This window comes from Clostridioides sp. GD02404 (assembly GCF_045898275.1).
In the GTDB taxonomy this organism is placed as follows: Bacteria; Bacillota; Clostridia; order Peptostreptococcales; family Peptostreptococcaceae; genus Clostridioides; species Clostridioides difficile_A.
This window is the reverse complement of sequence record NZ_JBJOCA010000087.1, coordinates 1-218: the sequence shown is the minus strand read 5'-3', so window position 1 is coordinate 218 and position 218 is coordinate 1. Positions and strand designations below refer to the sequence as shown.

Genomic DNA, 218 nt, shown 5'->3' with positions numbered 1-218 from the left:
CAACTTTATTGTTGTTTATATAACGATAAACTTCATATGCCATAATCCTAAATTCTTTGGTTTCAGTTATAGAAATAGATTTATATTTACTTAAATTAAAACTGCCATAATAAGTAAGATAATAAGGACTCCCTTCTTCATAAGCACAAGTAGCCACGTGAATATCATTTTCGGAATAATAGCCTTTTCTTCTTCTAACAGTTCTATAAACATCAAAA

Annotated in this window: 1 pseudogene; it reads right to left on the bottom strand. The window is 27.5% G+C overall.

Annotation, left to right across the window (positions count from 1 at the left end):
* A pseudogene (locus tag Q3287_RS19610) lies at window positions 1–218 on the bottom strand (hypothetical protein); the annotation flags it as partial.